The organism is Superficieibacter electus, assembly GCF_002915575.1.
Lineage (GTDB): Bacteria > Pseudomonadota > Gammaproteobacteria > Enterobacterales > Enterobacteriaceae > Superficieibacter > Superficieibacter electus.
This window is the reverse complement of the sequence record NZ_PQGD01000014.1, coordinates 31,777-47,893: the sequence shown is the minus strand read 5'-3', so window position 1 is coordinate 47,893 and position 16,117 is coordinate 31,777. Positions and strand designations below refer to the sequence as shown.

At 51.5% G+C, this 16,117-nt stretch carries 20 protein-coding genes; 19 read left to right on the top strand and 1 reads right to left on the bottom strand.

Going from position 1 to position 16,117, the window contains the following annotated elements; translation table 11 throughout:
- Nucleotides 1-23 precede the first annotated feature (23 nt).
- Entirely contained in the window at nt 24-371 is a 348-nt protein-coding gene (locus CHU32_RS17475; protein WP_103677333.1) for a Mor transcription activator family protein, read from the bottom strand.
- Between the two features lie 658 nt (nt 372-1,029).
- Here CHU32_RS17475 and CHU32_RS17470 point away from each other — a divergent pair.
- From CHU32_RS17470 to CHU32_RS17375, 19 genes are all read left to right on the top strand, one after another.
- Nucleotides 1,030-1,317 (top strand): putative holin, encoded by a 288-nt coding sequence (locus CHU32_RS17470; protein WP_103677332.1) that lies wholly within the window; start codon nt 1,030-1,032, stop codon nt 1,315-1,317.
- Nucleotides 1,318-1,319: 2 nt separating this feature from the next.
- Nucleotides 1,320-1,922: a transglycosylase SLT domain-containing protein gene (locus CHU32_RS17465; RefSeq protein WP_245880235.1), complete on the top strand. Its 603-nt coding sequence runs from the start codon at nt 1,320-1,322 to the stop codon at nt 1,920-1,922.
- 15 nt (nt 1,923-1,937) lie between these two features.
- Nucleotides 1,938-2,255: a hypothetical protein gene (locus CHU32_RS17460; protein ID WP_103677330.1), complete on the top strand. Its 318-nt coding sequence runs from the start codon at nt 1,938-1,940 to the stop codon at nt 2,253-2,255.
- Between the two features lie 170 nt (nt 2,256-2,425).
- Nucleotides 2,426-2,881 (top strand): Gp37 family protein, encoded by a 456-nt coding sequence (locus CHU32_RS17455; protein WP_103677329.1) that lies wholly within the window; start codon nt 2,426-2,428, stop codon nt 2,879-2,881.
- Complete coding sequence (locus CHU32_RS17450) at nt 2,878-3,075, top strand: hypothetical protein (RefSeq protein WP_103677328.1); 198 nt, start codon at nt 2,878-2,880, stop codon at nt 3,073-3,075. Before CHU32_RS17455 ends, CHU32_RS17450 begins: the two co-directional genes overlap by 4 nt.
- Nucleotides 3,065-4,480: a phage tail sheath subtilisin-like domain-containing protein gene (locus CHU32_RS17445; protein ID WP_103677327.1), complete on the top strand. Its 1,416-nt coding sequence runs from the start codon at nt 3,065-3,067 to the stop codon at nt 4,478-4,480. The genes CHU32_RS17450 and CHU32_RS17445 overlap by 11 nt, the downstream gene beginning before the upstream one ends.
- Nucleotides 4,480-5,004, top strand: a complete 525-nt coding sequence (locus tag CHU32_RS17440) for a phage major tail tube protein (protein ID WP_103677326.1) — start codon at nt 4,480-4,482, stop codon at nt 5,002-5,004. The genes CHU32_RS17445 and CHU32_RS17440 overlap by 1 nt, the downstream gene beginning before the upstream one ends.
- Nucleotides 5,005-5,051: 47 nt before the next feature.
- Entirely contained in the window at nt 5,052-5,369 is a 318-nt protein-coding gene (locus CHU32_RS17435; RefSeq protein WP_103677325.1) for a phage tail assembly protein, read from the top strand.
- Between the two features lie 187 nt (nt 5,370-5,556).
- Entirely contained in the window at nt 5,557-7,851 is a 2,295-nt protein-coding gene (locus CHU32_RS17425) for a phage tail tape measure protein (protein WP_103677323.1), read from the top strand.
- Nucleotides 7,851-8,804 (top strand): phage tail protein, encoded by a 954-nt coding sequence (locus tag CHU32_RS17420; protein WP_103677322.1) that lies wholly within the window; start codon nt 7,851-7,853, stop codon nt 8,802-8,804. The genes CHU32_RS17425 and CHU32_RS17420 overlap by 1 nt, the downstream gene beginning before the upstream one ends.
- Nucleotides 8,804-9,013 (top strand): tail protein X, encoded by a 210-nt coding sequence (locus CHU32_RS17415; protein ID WP_103677321.1) that lies wholly within the window; start codon nt 8,804-8,806, stop codon nt 9,011-9,013. Before CHU32_RS17420 ends, CHU32_RS17415 begins: the two co-directional genes overlap by 1 nt.
- Nucleotides 9,001-10,041, top strand: a complete 1,041-nt coding sequence (locus CHU32_RS17410) for a phage late control D family protein (RefSeq protein WP_103677320.1) — start codon at nt 9,001-9,003, stop codon at nt 10,039-10,041. The genes CHU32_RS17415 and CHU32_RS17410 overlap by 13 nt, the downstream gene beginning before the upstream one ends.
- A 9-nt stretch (nt 10,042-10,050) precedes the next feature.
- A complete protein-coding gene (locus CHU32_RS17405; RefSeq protein ID WP_103677319.1) occupies nt 10,051-10,794 on the top strand; it encodes a phage baseplate assembly protein V in 744 nt (247 codons plus the stop codon).
- A 99-nt stretch (nt 10,795-10,893) separates the two neighbouring features.
- Nucleotides 10,894-11,253, top strand: coding sequence for a GPW/gp25 family protein (locus CHU32_RS17400; RefSeq protein ID WP_103677318.1), 360 nt, complete (start codon nt 10,894-10,896; stop codon nt 11,251-11,253).
- Nucleotides 11,244-12,359: a baseplate assembly protein gene (locus CHU32_RS17395; protein ID WP_103677317.1), complete on the top strand. Its 1,116-nt coding sequence runs from the start codon at nt 11,244-11,246 to the stop codon at nt 12,357-12,359. The genes CHU32_RS17400 and CHU32_RS17395 overlap by 10 nt, the downstream gene beginning before the upstream one ends.
- Complete coding sequence (locus CHU32_RS17390; protein WP_103677316.1) at nt 12,352-13,068, top strand: phage tail protein I; 717 nt, start codon at nt 12,352-12,354, stop codon at nt 13,066-13,068. Before CHU32_RS17395 ends, CHU32_RS17390 begins: the two co-directional genes overlap by 8 nt.
- Nucleotides 13,069-13,070: 2 nt before the next feature.
- Nucleotides 13,071-14,954: a phage tail protein gene (locus CHU32_RS17385; protein ID WP_245880234.1), complete on the top strand. Its 1,884-nt coding sequence runs from the start codon at nt 13,071-13,073 to the stop codon at nt 14,952-14,954.
- The gene (locus tag CHU32_RS17380; protein WP_103677315.1) at nt 14,951-15,658 is read left to right on the top strand and encodes a DUF4376 domain-containing protein; all 708 of its coding nucleotides are present in this window, start codon (nt 14,951-14,953) and stop codon (nt 15,656-15,658) included. The genes CHU32_RS17385 and CHU32_RS17380 overlap by 4 nt, the downstream gene beginning before the upstream one ends.
- Complete coding sequence (locus CHU32_RS17375) at nt 15,655-16,110, top strand: hypothetical protein (RefSeq protein WP_103677314.1); 456 nt, start codon at nt 15,655-15,657, stop codon at nt 16,108-16,110. Before CHU32_RS17380 ends, CHU32_RS17375 begins: the two co-directional genes overlap by 4 nt.
- Nucleotides 16,111-16,117 lie beyond the last annotated feature (7 nt).

Genomic DNA, 16,117 nt, shown 5'->3' with positions numbered 1-16,117 from the left:
GAAGGCTATACGCCATGCCCGGTTTAAAGCATACGTTGCTTCTGCTGCTTTTCGGTATGGACGCGTTTTACGATTTTGTAAATCCACTGCAAGGTCAAATTATACTTCTTCGCCAGCTCCGCATAGTTACGACCATTACATTCACTGTAGATTTGATAATCCCGGTCGGAGGCCCTGCCAGAAATGCCTTTCGGGAAGTAAATACTTTGCCCTCCCCAGTTACGCATCATTCTGTCCGCAATCGCATGGCCGACGTTTTTGGCCGATGCGCTATCAACATTCATACTTTCAATCAGTACCTGCGCAGCATGGTAAGCCAGGTCGCTGATAATTTCCGGGATACGCCCTATATCTTGTGATTTATGCATCATATTTATCTCCATATTGATTGCACCACGTTTATTTCGCTACTTCTGCTGCATGGACAGTACAGAAACAGGTGACCCAGGCTGTGGGTAAATACATCATTAAAATGAATATACACGTCATACTTCAGGTTGCGGGGGTGGTAGCTTTCCTGCGACTGAAATTATTTTGCGTATATATTTCCCATGGCTAGCGCAAATCATTCAGGTAAATTATAAATACAGCCATTTAATTGATAATTGATATTTATATTTACCTGCCCTACAGCCCTTCACCGAAAATCGCATTTTACACCATACTGTATGCATATACAGTCTTTTATCGAAAAAATTTTCATCATGCAATCCGTACTTGTGATTTTTTAAACTTTCAGGAAAATCACACCTTCCCGATAAATAATAAATTAATTCAATAAGTTGTCCCAACATCACTTTAATGTGCCGTTTCCTCCTGGCGTCACGGTAACGACATCGTGCTGACAAAGGCCGCTGGTCGCCCAGGCATTTATGTAGGTAGCTGAACTGGATCTTTTTATTAATCCCTGTTTGCCGATTTTTTTACGCTGGCCATTAATACATTTTTTAAAGTTATTTATTAAAGCGGTTTTCGTTCTTCCGTTAAGGCAAAAGATGACACTTATTCCTCTATTATCAGGAGGTATTTATGCAAAAAGTAACGTTGCCACGTTTGTCCGGCTGGTTGGTAGCAGCTCTTGTATTGTTAGCGCTTATTGGTTGGCTATCTGCCGCCCAGATGCCGGTGGTGGTTTATAAGCTCAGTCTGGTCTCGCTCTCGGCGGTGCTGGGTTACTGGCTGGATCGCAGCCTTTTTCCGTGGGCACGCCCGGACTCATTCTGCCCCTGGGAAGAGTCGCTGTGCTGTGCTGCTGCCATGATCCGCCGGGCCATCATCGTTTCTGCCGTATGTCTGGCCGTTGCCATGGGGCTGTAATGATGTGGCGTACAGGAATGTGTGTAATAGGTACGCTATTCATGCTACCGGTTAACGCTGCGCAGCCACCCAGAGCCTCTCTCCCCTGGCGCAGCGAACTTATCCGTACCGCGCATGAGATATGGGGGCTTAATGCCCCCGTCGCCGATTTCGCCGGACAATTTCAGCAGGAGTCAGGGTGGCGTCCTGATGCGCGTTCTCCTGTTGGTGCACAAGGGATGGCACAATTTATGCCTGCCACGGCGGACTGGATGAGTCAGCGTTATCCCCAATTACGGATGAATACGCCGATGAACCCTGGCTGGGCGATCCGCGCACTGGTGCAGTACGATCGCTGGCTCTGGCAAAACACCACTGCGCAGGATGACTGTCAGCGTATGGCCTTCACCCTCAGCGCGTACAATGGCGGTCAGGGGTGGGTTAACCGTGATAAAAAACTGGCCACCTCAAAAGGTCTGAATGCGCTTATCTGGTTTGATCAGGTAGAGCGCGTCAATGCCGGACGGAGTAAAAATAACTGGCGCGAAAATCGAGATTACCCGAAAAAAATTCTTTATCAGCATGCGCCCCGATATTTGCAATGGGGGGCATCCAGCTGTATGTAATAATAAAGGAGAAAAATGAAACTCACCGTTGATTTCTGGGAAATCATTTCACTACTGCTGTCTTTCGTCGGCCTGATGTTTGGTGGCGGAAAACTGCTGCTGGCTCAAATTGAAAAAAGGCTGAATGAACGGTTTGAAGCACTGGAATTAGCAAGGCGTGAGGCAGAAACAGGCTGGGCCAAGCTGGAAAGGGAATTTCTGGAGTTTCGGGGTGAATTACCGCTACATTATGTCAGAAGAGATGATTATCTTCGTGGCCAGGCTGTCATTGAAGCTAAGCTGGATGCTTTATATAACAAAATAGAGCTACTACAGCGCGGCACAACGCTATAAGCCATCATTAAAAATAAATCCCTGTAGGTATTTTGCCGCAGGGATTTATTCATTTTAAATACTTTCCCTAATCTGAATTAAAAGAATCCCCGGCACCTTCAGCGTAATAATACCTGCGAATTAAGGCGGCTGACATATTTACATCATCCGCATTTTAAGGAGAACCCGAGATGGAAACACCAGCGGTTATCAACGCTATCCTGGCTCAATTGCAGCAGCAATTACCTGCACTGGCAACGCGGTTTATGCCGGTCTGCCCGCCGTCGTTTGTGCCAGAAGAACTGCGCGAGACCGTCGTATTGAGCTATCCCGGTGCGGATTTCACCCCACCACAGTCCACCGATGCTGGTGTGCAAACACGAACGCTGCATTTTTTGGCAACGGTCATCACCCCTGAAGACCAAAACCCATTACATCTGCTCGATCGGGTGCGGCAGGCGCTGGGTGGACTGGCAATTGTTAACGGTGAATGTCCGCTCTGGCTGGTTAGCGAGAAGTATGACGGTCTGGCAAATGGATTCTGGCGTTACGCGCTGGAGCTGGCCATCAGAATGGTTTTTATCCCCTGTCAGGAAGGCAATGATTTGCCGGTCCTCACACAGGTTAACTACGAGGAAATGCAATGAAATATCTTTACAGCGGTCCGGCAAGCGGCGTCACGCTTGCTGACGGTCAGGAAATTCTGCTTTGGCCTGAGAGTGAAGTAGAACTGCCCGAAGACAATGAATGGGTGATGACAATGATTGCACGTCGTCATCTGGCACCCGTTGTCACGGAAGAAGCAGAAACAAACGAAGAGGAAATTGTTCATGGCAGCTAATTATCTGCACGGCGTTGAAACGATTGAAATTGAAACCGGCCCGCGCCCGATTAAAGCGGTGAAATCGGCGGTGATTGCACTGATTGGTACAGCACCGCTTGGCCCGGTCAACCAGCCGACGCTCTGTTTATCGGAAAGCGATGCGGCGCAGTTTGGCTCAGCACAACCTAATTTCACGATACCTCAGGCGCTAAACGCTATTTATGCCCATGGTGCAGGTACCGTTATCGTTATTAACGTTCTTGATCCTAAGAAACATTTCGCCAGTGCCAAACATTATTCACTGAAATTTGACCGTAATAATCAAATAAAGCTACCTCACGAAGCGGTCAGAGATGTGGTGCTAACCTCCGGTGCTATCACTTATGTGGCATCCGCCTTTAGCGTGGATGAATGTGCAGGGATCATTACACGTACGGGAGAGTTAATCCCGAATGATTCAACCGTTAATGTAAGCTACACCTATGCAGATCCTACCAAGGTTACCGCCACCGACATTATTGGGGCGGTCAATGCCGCAGGCGATCGCACCGGGATGAAACTGCTACCGGACACCTGGAATCTGTTCGGCTTCTACGCCAAGATCCTGATAGCACCGGTTTTCTGTACGCAGAAATCAGTGGCGACGGAGCTTATCGCCCAGGCGGAAAATCTGGGTGCCATCACCTATATTGATGCCCCTATCGGCACCACCTTCCAGCAGGTGCTGGCAGGACGCGGCACGGCGGGCGCAATCAACTTCAACACCAGTTCCGACCGTGCTCGTCTGTGCTATCCACACGTTAAAGTGTACGACAGCGTCACTAATACCGAAAAGCTGGAGCCACTGTCCTCACGCGCCGCGGGTCTGCGCGCCAAAGTGGACCTGGAAAAAGGCTTCTGGTGGAGCAACTCCAACCAGGAGATTCAGGGTATTACCGGTATTGAGCGTTCTCTATCGGCAATGATTGACGATCCGCAAAGCGAAGTGAATCAGTTGAACGAAAACGGCATTACCACCGTGTTCAACAGCTACGGTTCGGGCCTGCGTCTGTGGGGCAACCGTACCGCTGCCTGGCCAACCGTGACGCATATGCGCAACTTTGAGAACGTACGTCGTACCGGCGATATGATTAACGAATCAATTCGTTATTTCAGCCAACAATATATGGATATGCCGATTAATCAGGCGCTGATCGACGCCCTGACCGAGTCGGTAAATACCTGGGGTCGCAAGCTGATTGCCGACGGCGCGCTGCTGGGCTTCGAGTGCTGGTATGACCCGGCGCGTAATCCGCAGACGGAACTGGCGGCCGGGCACCTTCTGTTGAGCTACAAATTCACGCCGCCACCGCCGCTGGAACGCCTGACATTTGAAACTGAAATTACCTCTGAATATTTAGTCTCTCTGGAGAGCAATAGCTAATGGCCGGAAAAATTCAAATTAACCGTATTACTAACGCCAATATTTATCTCGACGGTAATAACCTTTTAGGTCGCGCAAGCGAAATTAAATTGCCGGATATCAGCATGATTATGCAGGAGCATAAAGCGCTGGGGATGGTTGGCAAAATCGAACTGCCTGCCGGTTTTGACAAACTGGAAGGTGAAATTAAATGGAACGCGTTTTATCCGGAAGTCATGCGAAAAACGGCCAACCCGTGGAAAGCGGTGGCGTTACAGTGCCGTTCCAGTATCGACTGCTATAACTCGCAAGGGAAAGCCGATCAGCTGGCGCTGGTTACGCACATGACAGTGATGTTTAAAAAGAACCCGCTGGGTACGTTTAAACAAAACGAAAACCCGGATATCAGCAGCGGTTTTAGCTGTACTTATATTAAACAGGTAATAGACGGTGAAACGGTTCTTGAACTGGATTATATGGCGAATATTTTCCGTGTAAACGGCACGGATCAATTAAGCCCCTACCGCAATAACATCGGCGGCTAATCATTCGGGGCTGCGGCCCCGAATTCCACTGACTCAGGATAAATATCATGAACGAAAAATACACTTTGCAATTCCCTTTTACCTCCGGAGCCGGTGAGCGTATTGAAAAACTCACCCTGCATCGCCTGAAAGTTAAAGATATGCGTGCTGCGCGCCGTACCAGTGCCAAACCAGAAGAGTGGGATGAACCGCTTATGGCGGCGATGACCGGGCTGGTACCGGAAGATCTGGCGGAGATGGATCTGCTGGACTATCAGGCATTGCAGAAACGATTTCAAGCCATGCTTGGCGTGGCTACAGAATCCGCAGCAACTGTGGCAGGCGATGGCACTCCTGGCGAGATGGTTTCGCTTTCCGCCCAGTGAAATAGACGCGCTGACGGTCGACGACTTTACCTGCTGGCTGGATGAAGCCGGCACACAAATCAAACATGAATACGACTCGCAGGAATAAAGCCTGCGGGTCTCCAGACCTGCGCCCGGTTCACGCTGCTCCTGCTTCTTTCCGACAAACCTGTTACCGGGCCATCATCAACTTATATGAGAAACCATTTTGGCCAACGATATTATTACTCAGCTTCAGGCGCGTAATGAGACGTTGACGCAGGCAATAGCCCGTTACGGCTCACTCAATGCCAGCACGCTGCAATCGCTCAGCACTGAGCAAATCAAAATGACCCGGCTGACGCAGCAACTTATCGATTCCGCCTTCCGTCGGGAAGAAAACGATAAGCTACGCGGCGAATTACTGGGAAAAACGCAACGTTTCGCCGGGCAATTCAGCAAACTTCTTACTATTGAAGCCCCTGACTGGAGCTTGCCTTACCATTTTCAGGACAAGATGGTCGATATGGCGATTAAAGGCGGCATGGATGACGGGACGCGGGACGCCCTAAGCCTGAGTCTTCGCGACTGGAGTATGGATTTCAATCAGGATCAACAGGTCCTGCAAGACGCGGCAGCCTCAATGATGGAGGGCGGCATCACCTCATTACAGGATCTTAGCCGTTATATGCCGGATATCGCCAAAGCCGCCACCGCCACCCGCGATAGCGCGGAGAGCTGGGCGCAGGCGGCGATCGCGACCCGCAGTCAGCTTAATATTGATCCCGCTGACTTCCGATCCGCGCAGAATATGCTGTTCAGCGTCAGCAAAAACAGCGGCGTTTCTGTGGCGGAACAAGCACAGTGGATCACTCGCTTTGCCCCTAAAACGATGGCGACAGGGACTGAAGGTCTCGCCACGCTGGCAGCGACAATGCAAATCGCGATGCAAAATGCGCCGAACGCTGGCGCGGCGGCAGAGAATTATGACCATTTTCTGCAAGCGACCTTCTCGAAAAAAACCGATAACTGGTTCGCCAGTCAGGGCGTGGATCTGCGTGGCTCCCTGCTGGAACATCAGCAGAACGGCGTTGGTGTGACGGAAGCAATGGCGCATATCGTGCAGATGCAGCTGGATAAAATGAACCCGCAGATCCTCAATGCGTTAAAACAAACCATGAAGGTTGAGGATCTTTCTGCCCGCGGCGATGCGCTAAAGGCTCTCTCGACGCAATTCAATCTGAATGCCATGTTCGACGACGCGCAGGCGCTGGAATTTATTACCCCGATGCTGGCGAGTATGGACGAGTACCGCCAGTTAAAGACCGACGCGATGCAGGCCATGAGCCAAAACCTGATCGACGATGATTTCACTATCAGAATGGCATTACCCACGGAACAAACCAAAGCGTTACAGCTGGCGTTAAACGATCTGTGGCTTACCGTCGGCCAGCAATTACTGCCCGCCATGGGTGAAATGGCGCAGACTCTCACCCCGCTCGTTCGACAGTTCAGCGCCTGGCTGCGGGAAAATCCGGTACTGGTACAGGGAATAGCCAAAATGGTTGCGGCTATGTGGCTGTTCAACGGCGCACTGAATCTCCTCCGGCTGGGGGTAAACCTTATCGCTTCACCGTTCATTAACCTGATTGATATTTTCCTGAAGGTAAAAGCCAGCCTGGCGCTGGGCGGCGGTATCAGCAAAACGCTGGCGTTCCTGAAATCGCTGGGTAACGGCGCGAAAACGCTGGCAACATTGCTGGGAGGACAGCTGGTCAGCACGCTGAAATGGGTCGGCCAGGCATTTATCTGGCTGGGACGGGCGCTGCTCATGAATCCCATTGGCTTAACTATCACCGCCATTGCAGGCGCGGCATACCTGATTTATCGCTACTGGGAACCGCTTTGCGCTTTCTTTTCCGCCGTCTGGGCGCGTATCAAAACAGCTTTTGACGGCGGTCTGGCGGGTATTATCGGTCTGATTTATGACTGGTCGCCGCTGGGCGCTTTTTATAGCGCGTTTGCCAGTGTGATGGACTGGTTTGGCATTGAGCTACCCGCCAGTTTTAGCGAATTCGGAAGCAAACTGCTCAATAGCCTGATCGACGGCATTTTGAACGCGCTGCCGTTCCTGAAGGAGGCTATTGCGCAGATAAAAAACCAGATCCCTGACTGGGCGAAAAGCACGCTGGGCATCAGCGTAGAAAAACCGATGGCCGCGGCTCCCCTGCCCGGCGTAGCCGGAACGCTGCTGCCTCGTCCCGTCAGTCCAGCGTTAACGCCGGGAACAAAAATCCCACCAGCTCCCCTCGCCATACCGGAAAAATCAGCCGCGAAGCCCGTGCCGCAACCGCCACGCGCGCCGGGTACTGTCCAGGTCCATTTTTCTCCACAGGTCACGGTGCAAGGGAACGCCGCGAATGCCGCAGGGGATATCCACAACGTGCTGGCGCTGAGCAAACGAGAATTGGAGCGAATGGTCAACGACATAATGGTGCAAAAACAGCGCCGGGAGTACGCCTGATGTATGCGGTATTAGGAGACATTGAATTCAAAGTCGTCGCTTGCTGGGACAATTTTGAAAGCACGATGGGTGTGGATTACGCCAGTCATGCCCGTATTGAAGGCAAACCGAGCGTGCAGTTTATTGGTGATAAGCTGGAAAAAATCACCCTGCAATTTAGCTTTCACAGCCAGTTTTGCCAGCCAGCAACGGAGATGAACCGCCTGCGCAGCGCGATGACGGCGCATCAGGCGATGGCATTGGTGTTCGGCAACGGTGAGTATCGCGGCTGGTTCGTGATTACTGACCTGACGGCCACCCATAAACATACCGACCCTTACGGCAACGTCATTGCCCAGAGCGGCAGTCTGACATTGCAGGAGTACATCGGCGATCCGAAAAACCCGTTATTGCCGCCAGCGATCACGACACAAGAACCCAACATTGACGAAATGCTGGAAGATTTCCCCGCGCTCAAAGACAGCTGGTTCGATGACCTGATTCACACCATTGAGGACGGCATGCACGATGCCAAAGAAATGCTCGACGAGATCGCCGATGCCATTGATGACATCAAAAAAACGATCGCTAAGGTGAAAGCGCTGGTGAAGCAAGCCAAAGCACTGAAGGAAAAATGCAGCAAAATTATCGCCTCGCTGAAGAAAACCATCGACGGGATAGAAGCGCTTTTTAAGCAGCCGTTGGATCTAAAAACGCTGGCCGCGATGCCAAAAGCGCTGGCGGCGAAAGTCCAGGAGTTGATCAACAGCCTGCCGGGTATCCATCAGTGCGCCAGCGACGCAACCGCGCTAATCAAACAGGCCGAAACGTTATTTACGGCGATAACCGACGGCGTGGCGAAGGAAACTTACGATAGCGCCAGCTCGCTGGTGAACCAGGCACGCGGTACGGTACGGCAAGTCACCCCCGCCGTTAGTCAGCTTGCTGCCGCAAATATTACGAGGAGTTTGTAATGCACTACCTTGAACATGTGACAACCGACGGCGAGCGCTGGGATAACCTCGCCTGGCGTTATTACGGTGATGCGCTGGTCTACGAACGTATTATCGCGGCCAATCCGCATGTCGCCATCATGCCGCTATTACCGTCAGGGGTACGGTTAATTATTCCGGTTATCAGTGTTACTCAAACTACAGAGGAACTACCGCCATGGCTGAGATAACCGTCTCTGGTGGTGTATCCGCCACTCTGACACCCATTTTTACACTCTGGTATGAGCACAAGAATATCACTTATGACATCGCCCCTTACGTTACCAGCATCAGCTACAGCGACAGTATTAAAAACGAGTCAGACGTGATAGCCATTACGCTTGAAGATGCCGCTGGTCGCTGGCTGAATGAATGGTATCCGGGCAAAGGCGATATGCTGACGCTTCATCTCGGCTATCAGGGCGAGGAACTGCTCGATTGTGGAAGCTATATCATTGATAAAATTGATGTCTCAGCGCCGCCATCAAGCGTCAATATCGACGGTATCGCCACGTCAGTGAGCAAAGCGTTGCGCACTAAAAACAGCCAGGGTTTTGAGAAAACCACGCTCTCAGCCATCGCCAGCCGTATCGCGCAAAAGCACGGCTTAACGCTGGTGGGGCGCATTGCGCCACTGACGATTGATCGGGTAACGCAGTATGCCGAAACCGACCTGGCGTTTCTTCGGCGTCTGGCAAGCGAATATGGGTATACCGTGAAGGTGACGATAAAAGAACTGATCTTTTCACATTTGCCAACGCTGCGCTGTCTGGCTCCGTTGCGCACCCTTTCCCGAACGGAAGTTTCGCATTTCTCGTTTAAAGATACGATTAACCGTATCTACAAAAACGCCACCGTGCAGCATCAAAATAGCCAGAAAAAAGAACTGGTTATTTACACACACGACAGTCAGGAGAAAACCTCGCCGCGGGGTGCATCCACCAGCGCTGACACACTGAAGCTCAATAGCCGCGCCCCGGACGCAGGCGCAGCGCAGGCTAAAGCAACGGCGGCACTGGACAGCCATAACGAATATCAGCAGACCGGTACGCTCACCATGATGGGCTGCCCGCAACTGACGGCGGGCAATAAAATCGAATTAAGCGGGTTTGGTGTGCTTTCAGGCCAGTGGCTCATCGACAAGTCGATGCATAAATTCACCCGTAGCGGCTACACCACTGAAATCGACATTTCACGTGGGCCAGCCACCAGCCAGTAAGGAGATAATATGAAAGGTGTTACCCGCCAGACAGGGATTATCAGCGATATTGATGAAGCGGCCGTGCGCGTCAGGGTGACGCTGCCGGAATGCGATAACCTGAAAAGCAACTGGCTACCGATCCTGCATCGCAACTCGCAGGATAATAAGGATTACTGGCTGCCCGATATCGGCGAACAGGTCGAAATACTGCTCGACGATAATGGTGAAGACGGTGTAGTGCTGGGAGCGGTCTACTCCACCGTAGACACTGCGCCTCTGGCTTCACGCGATAAACGCTACGTACAGTTTTCCGATGGCGCGGCATTTGAGTACGACCGTCAGCTACACCAGCTAACCATCAACGGCGGCATTGAAAAAATCGTCATCGACGTCAAGATCAGTACCAGCCTCACTTCGCCACTCGTGGAGGTAAAGGCGCAGCAGGTCTGTGTGACCTCTGACACGGTGAGCGTAAAAGCCACCGACGTTAGCGTTGAGGCCAGTACCGTGGACGTTAAGGCGCTGGACGTTCACGTTGAGTCGGCCCGCACCGGCATCAAAGCAATGGACGTTACCGTGGATGCGCCACTCAGCACCTTTACCGGCGACGTGACGGTCATGAAAAAATTGACCTGGCTTGGCGGTATGGCAGGCAGCGGTGGCGTGGGTAACAGTGCGGTGATCACCGGCAACGTTAACGTGCTGGGTAACGTGAGTACCAGTGGCAAACTCATCGATAGTGGCGGCAACTCTAACCATCATTCCCATTAATTCTGACCCGCCGCAACGGCGGGTTTTGTTTGTGTAATCAACTAGTTTCCTTAAAGCACTTTACTATCTCTTCCCCGGTCCGGGGGCGAAAATAGCCTCATGAACACGAAAACACGACCCTCAACGCTGCACTGGCAACCCGCCTTGCAGCGTCCTGAAGAATACGTCTGTGGGCTGGATGATATTCATCAGGCGATACATATCATCCTGCGCACGCCGCGCGGCAGCGATCCCCACAGACCGCGCTTTGGCAGCAATCTGTGGCGCTATCTCGATTACCCGATTGAACGTGCGATCCCGCACGTGGTGCGGGAATCGGTAGAAGCGATTCGGATGTGGGAGCCGCGCTGCCGGTTGCTGAAAGTGACGCCGAAGATTGATGGCGAACACCTGACGCTTCACGTGCAGTGGCGCGCCACAGATGACGTAATCAACACGACGGAGGTGTTATGGCGATAGCCGAACCCGATTTTATCGACCGCGATCCGGCGCAAATCACCCGAGAGATGATTGCGCAGTACGAGGATGCCAGCGGGAAAAAACTCTACCCGGCACAGGCTGAGCGATTGCTCATCGACCTGTTTGCCTATCGTGAAAACCTTGTGCGCATCGCCATCCAGGAAGCGGCGAAGCAAAACCTGGTCGCGTATTCCCGCGCGCCCATGCTGGATTATTTAGGTGAGCTGGTAGGCGTTCATCGCCTGCCCGCACAGTCGGCAAGAACCACATTACAGTTTTCTGTCGAGACGATTAACAGGAATAACATCCTGATCCCGCAAGGGACCCGGGCCAGTGCATCCGATAGCATTATGTTTGCCACCGATGAAGATGTGCTGCTGCCATCCGGAAGTCTGAGCATTGCCGTGACGGCCACCTGTACCGCCACGGGCGAGGCGGGCAACGGCTGGCAACCTGCACAAATCAGCGCGCTGGTAGATCGTGTGGGCAATGACGACATCAACGTAACCAACCTGACGGTTTCAACAGGCGGCTGCGGGGAAGAAAACGATGATGCGCTACGTATGCGCATCCAGCTGGCTCCGGAAAGTTTCAGTAATGCGGGCAGCTATGGCGCGTATCGTTTTCATACGCTCTCGGTCAGCCCGTCCATTATTGACGTGGCAGTACTGGGGCCGGACGAAGGGCTTCCTGAAGGCTGCGTGGAGATCTATCCACTGACCCTTAATGGCCTGCCGGGTGCAGAATTGCTTGAGCAGATAGAACGGGAAGTCAGCAAGGAGAAAAAGCGTCCGTTGACCGACAAGGTGAGCGCCAAAAAATCACCGCGGATAACGTATTCCATCCGCGCCCGGCTGACGCTGTTCACCACGGCCGATCAGGAGTCCACGCTTGCTGCCGCCCGTGAAGCGATTAACGTATGGGCGCAGCAACGCCAGACCCGGCTGGGTCAGGACATCGTGCCAAACCAAATCATCAAAGTGTTGCAGGTGGATGGCGTTTACGACGTCGCGCTGGAACTGCCAGCCAAAAAGGTTTTACAGGCGCATGAATGGGCGGAATGCACCGCCATCGACGTGACGATTGCCGGAGTCAGCGATGGATAAATTGCTTCTGCCGCCGCCGCTGGCCAGTGATGAACGCTTTTCGATCCTGGCGAACATTGCCGCCGAGCGCTTTGCGCAAATTGACCTGACGGCGCTGCTGGTTTACCTGGTGGATCTGGTCGATGCCTCCGCCCTGCCCTCGCTGGCTGAACAGTTTCATGTTCAGGGGCTGGAAGGCTGGCTATTTGCCAGTAACCAACAGGAAAAACGGGAATTAATTAAGCAGGCAATTGAGCTACACAAATATAAAGGCACCGTCTGGGCCGTCCGTCGCGTACTGGAAATATTATCGTTGCCGGGCACGATTGCAGAATGGTTTGAATATGGCGGCAAAGCCTATTTTTTTAAAGTGGAAATTGAATTAATCGACCGGGGTTTACATGAAGAAGAATTTAATGCGCTGCTTGCGCTTATTCATGAATATAAAAACGTTCGTTCAAAACTGGAAGCGATCACGATCTGGATAATTAACCAGAGCCAGATCCCGGTTATAGGTTGTGCCACGCAAGGCGGTGAAGTGATCACCGTATTACCGCCAATAGCGGAAAGCGTCAGCCAGTCTTCCATTATTTATACCGCGACGGGATGCAGCACCACGGAATATACCCTGCTGCTGCCTTACCAACCCGATCGTATTACGCAACCCCTGCCAGTTTCTATTGGCGCAGGGTACTGGAGTATTGAAATTATGTCTGTTTATCCGGAGTAATTATGTCTGATGAATTTTTTACTATATTAACCACCGCGGGGAAATCGAAGATTGCCTCCGCGCTGGCGGAACAAAAACAGATCCGCCTGCAAACGATGGTCGTCGGCGACGGCAATGGCAAATATGTCGAGCCGAAAGAAAGCCAGACAAAAGTGGTCCATGAGGTCTGGCGCGGCCAGCTTAACACCCTGAAAATCGCTCCCGACAACCCGGCATGGGTAATTGCCGAAGCCGTACTGCCAGAGTCCGTCGGCGGCTGGTACGTTCGTGAAGTGGGCCTGCTGGACGCCGATGGCACGCTAATCGCGATTGGCAAATTTCCGGAAACGTATAAACCGTTGCTGCCTGCGGGGGCAAGCAAGCAGATCGTTATCCGCGCCGTTATGGAGGTCACTAACGCAGCGGCGGTAACGTTGATGGTCGATCCGTCGATTGTGCTGGCAACGCGGGAGTATGTGGATAACAGCATTGATGAGCATGAGAAATCACGCAATCATCCGGATGCAACGCTGACGCAGAAAGGGTTTACGCAGCTGAATAGTTCCACTAACAGTACGCTGGAAACGCAGGCGGCGACGCCGAAGGCGGTGAAAGCGGCAATGGATAAGGCGACTGAGGCACTGGAAAAAGCCGGGACAAATATCGCACATAAGCATAAATGGGGGGATATTACTCCCGCTATTGGTATTGGTTCTACCAATCAGATAGCAACATTTTTTGACTGGTCGCAATTTCAATTTACGACAGGCCAACATCTATTAATCGATACCAGCAAATGTACCAATGCACCGGATGGCTTTCCTTTAACCGGTTTCATTCAGGCAGTTGTCCAGGCAACTGATGTAACAAATGACAATACTCAGACAGCCGTATTATTAGTAAGTAAGTATGGTGCTGCCTTTCAAAATAAAGTTCTATTAATGAATCGCATGTCCGGAAAATGGTCATTAATTGAATTATTTAATAATAAAGTTTACGTTGAGCATATATTACAAACTAGCAAGCCGGGAGAATTGACTACAGATTCCTGGTTGGGTTGGTCTGGCCCTGATGGTGATATGCTTAAAGGTTATGATTATGGTGTAATATCTGTTGGCAATGGCCGCAGCGGCAATAATGGTGCTTACCAACTTTTCTTTAATGGCTCATCAATGGATAGTCAAGGAGGGCTACAGATCTTCGCACGCGGGCGAGATGACATTGGTACATTAACTGAAGCAAAAGCTGTGCGCCTTTACCATGAGGGTTTCGAACCTGCGGAATTACTGCCCGTTGGTGCGCCAATCCCCTGGCCATCTGACAAAGCACCTTCGGGCTATGCCTTGATGACCGGTCAATCCTTTGATAAAACAAAATATCCAAAACTGGCGGTGGCTTATCCCTCCGGAAAAATACCGGACATGCGCGGTTGGACAATAAAAGGTAAGCCAGCCAGTGGGCGGGCCATTCTTTCGGTAGAACAGGATGGGATCAAATCGCATAATCATACTGGTAATATCGGCAATACTGATTTAGGGACAAAAAATAGCAGTACTACAGACCTGGGTTCAAAAACCACTAACTCTTTTAATTACGGAACAAAAAACACAAGCACTGGAGGTGCGCATAACCATAAAATACCAACCGATGCCAGTGGGTCCTCAAATGTAAAAGCGCTTGAAGATACCGATAATAGTGATGAAGGGTTCCATGACGTTACCTCAACTGATGGTAATCACTCTCATAGTGTTGCCATTGGAGCACATGCTCATTCTATTGGACTGGGTTCCCACGCTCATAATATTACGCTGGGTTGGCATGGACATAGTATTACTATTAACAACATGGGCAATAACGAAAACACCGTAAAAAATATCGCATTTAACTATATCGTGAGGCTTGCATGAATACCTTTAATTTTTCCGACGAACCACAAATTTTTTCTATTTTTAATATTTCGCCAGATACCAAAGAATTTATTGGTGAGTCTGACGTATACGTTGCCCCAAATACTGGCTTGCCCGAGTATTGTACGCTTATTACGCCACCTGAAGCCCCTGCCGGGTTCACTCCCGTCTGGGGAGATGAACAATGGGAACTGGTTGAAGACCATCGGGGACAGGTTGTCTATGATAAACAATACGGTAACGAAGTTATCGTTTCTGAATTAGGCGCATTGCCCGAAAGTACTACGGTGATTTCTCCCTCCAGCACCTTTGATCGCTGGAATGGTGAAAGCTGGCAGCCCTCCATCACCGATGCAAAACAGGCTAAAGTAGCTGGAATCAAAGCCCAACGCGATGCCGTCACCGCCGACTACATCATCATCTCCGGCAACCATTTTCACAGCGACGCCAACAGCCGCATCCAGCAGATGTCGCTTACCCGCATGGGACAGACGAAGCAGATCCCGGAAGGGTTAATGTGGCAGACCAAAAACAATGGTCTGATTGCCCTGACCAATGAGATCGCCGCGCAGTTTGAGTCGGTAACGATGGACCACGATATGCGTCTGTTTGCCAACGCGCAGCGTCATATCGCGGCGGTGGAAGCGCTGGAGGACATCCAGGCGGTGCTTGATTATGACTACTCTACCGGCTGGCAACCATGAGTGATCCGACCGTCTGGCTTGCCTGCTATAAAGGCCGGACAGAGCATCGCGGCATCACCCGGCTTGCTGACTGGGCCACCCGCAAAATCACCCGTGGGATCTACTCCCACTGTGAGCTGGCGGTGGCCCACGGCGAGAAGACGTATCTGTGCTACTCCGCGTCGTTTCGCGATCGCGGCGTGCGCGGTAAGTTAATGACTCTCCCGGAGGATAAGTGGGATAAACTGCCACTACAGGCGGACATGCAGGAGGTGGAAGCTTTCTTCCGCAAACACAGCGGTAAAAGCTATGACTGGCAGGGGGCGCTCGGGATCGTGCTGGGCAATAAACAGCAGCGCGAGCGGCTCTTTTGCAGTGAGTTTTGCGCTGAATTTCTCCAGCTTAACGATAGCTGGCGCTATTCGCCCAATCACCTGTATGCCCTGGTCAGCAGCTGGCAATATCATCCGTAAAAACGCC